This is a genomic window from Legionella anisa, from assembly GCF_001467525.1.
GTDB classification, from domain to species: domain Bacteria; phylum Pseudomonadota; class Gammaproteobacteria; order Legionellales; family Legionellaceae; genus Legionella; species Legionella anisa.
Genome location: NZ_LNXS01000041.1, coordinates 1 through 405 on the forward strand (window position 1 = coordinate 1; position 405 = coordinate 405).

Sequence of the window (405 nt, forward strand, 5' to 3'; positions counted from 1 at the left end):
TGGCAAAGTATAGATAGAATTATATTGCTTACTTGCAACCACCGAGCCCAATATCTTTTCATCATTTTTAATTAATGTTATACCGGAAATTTGCCCATTATCTTTTTTGCATAGAAGGTAATTATTTTTGCTGTTTTCTTCGCAAGTACCTACATCTTCAATTTTATTTTTTAAAGGAACAAATTTTATTGAGTCTAGTTTGCGTTCATTACCTAAATTGTATAGGACTAAATCAAGAGCATCCTTATTATTAAGAAGCTGATATCTACCAATTTCATCAGTGGTAAATGAGTCATTAATAATTAAATTTCTGGAAAAGACACTCATCTGATTATGAAAATAATCTTTTGCAAGCATGAGTATAAATCCAAAAATAATAAATTGGATTAGAGCAGAATATGCCAT

At 28.9% G+C, this 405-nt stretch carries 1 pseudogene; it reads right to left on the reverse strand.

Annotated elements, in window-relative coordinates:
• Window positions 1–405, reverse strand: a pseudogene (locus tag Lani_RS13410) (sensor histidine kinase); the annotation flags it as partial.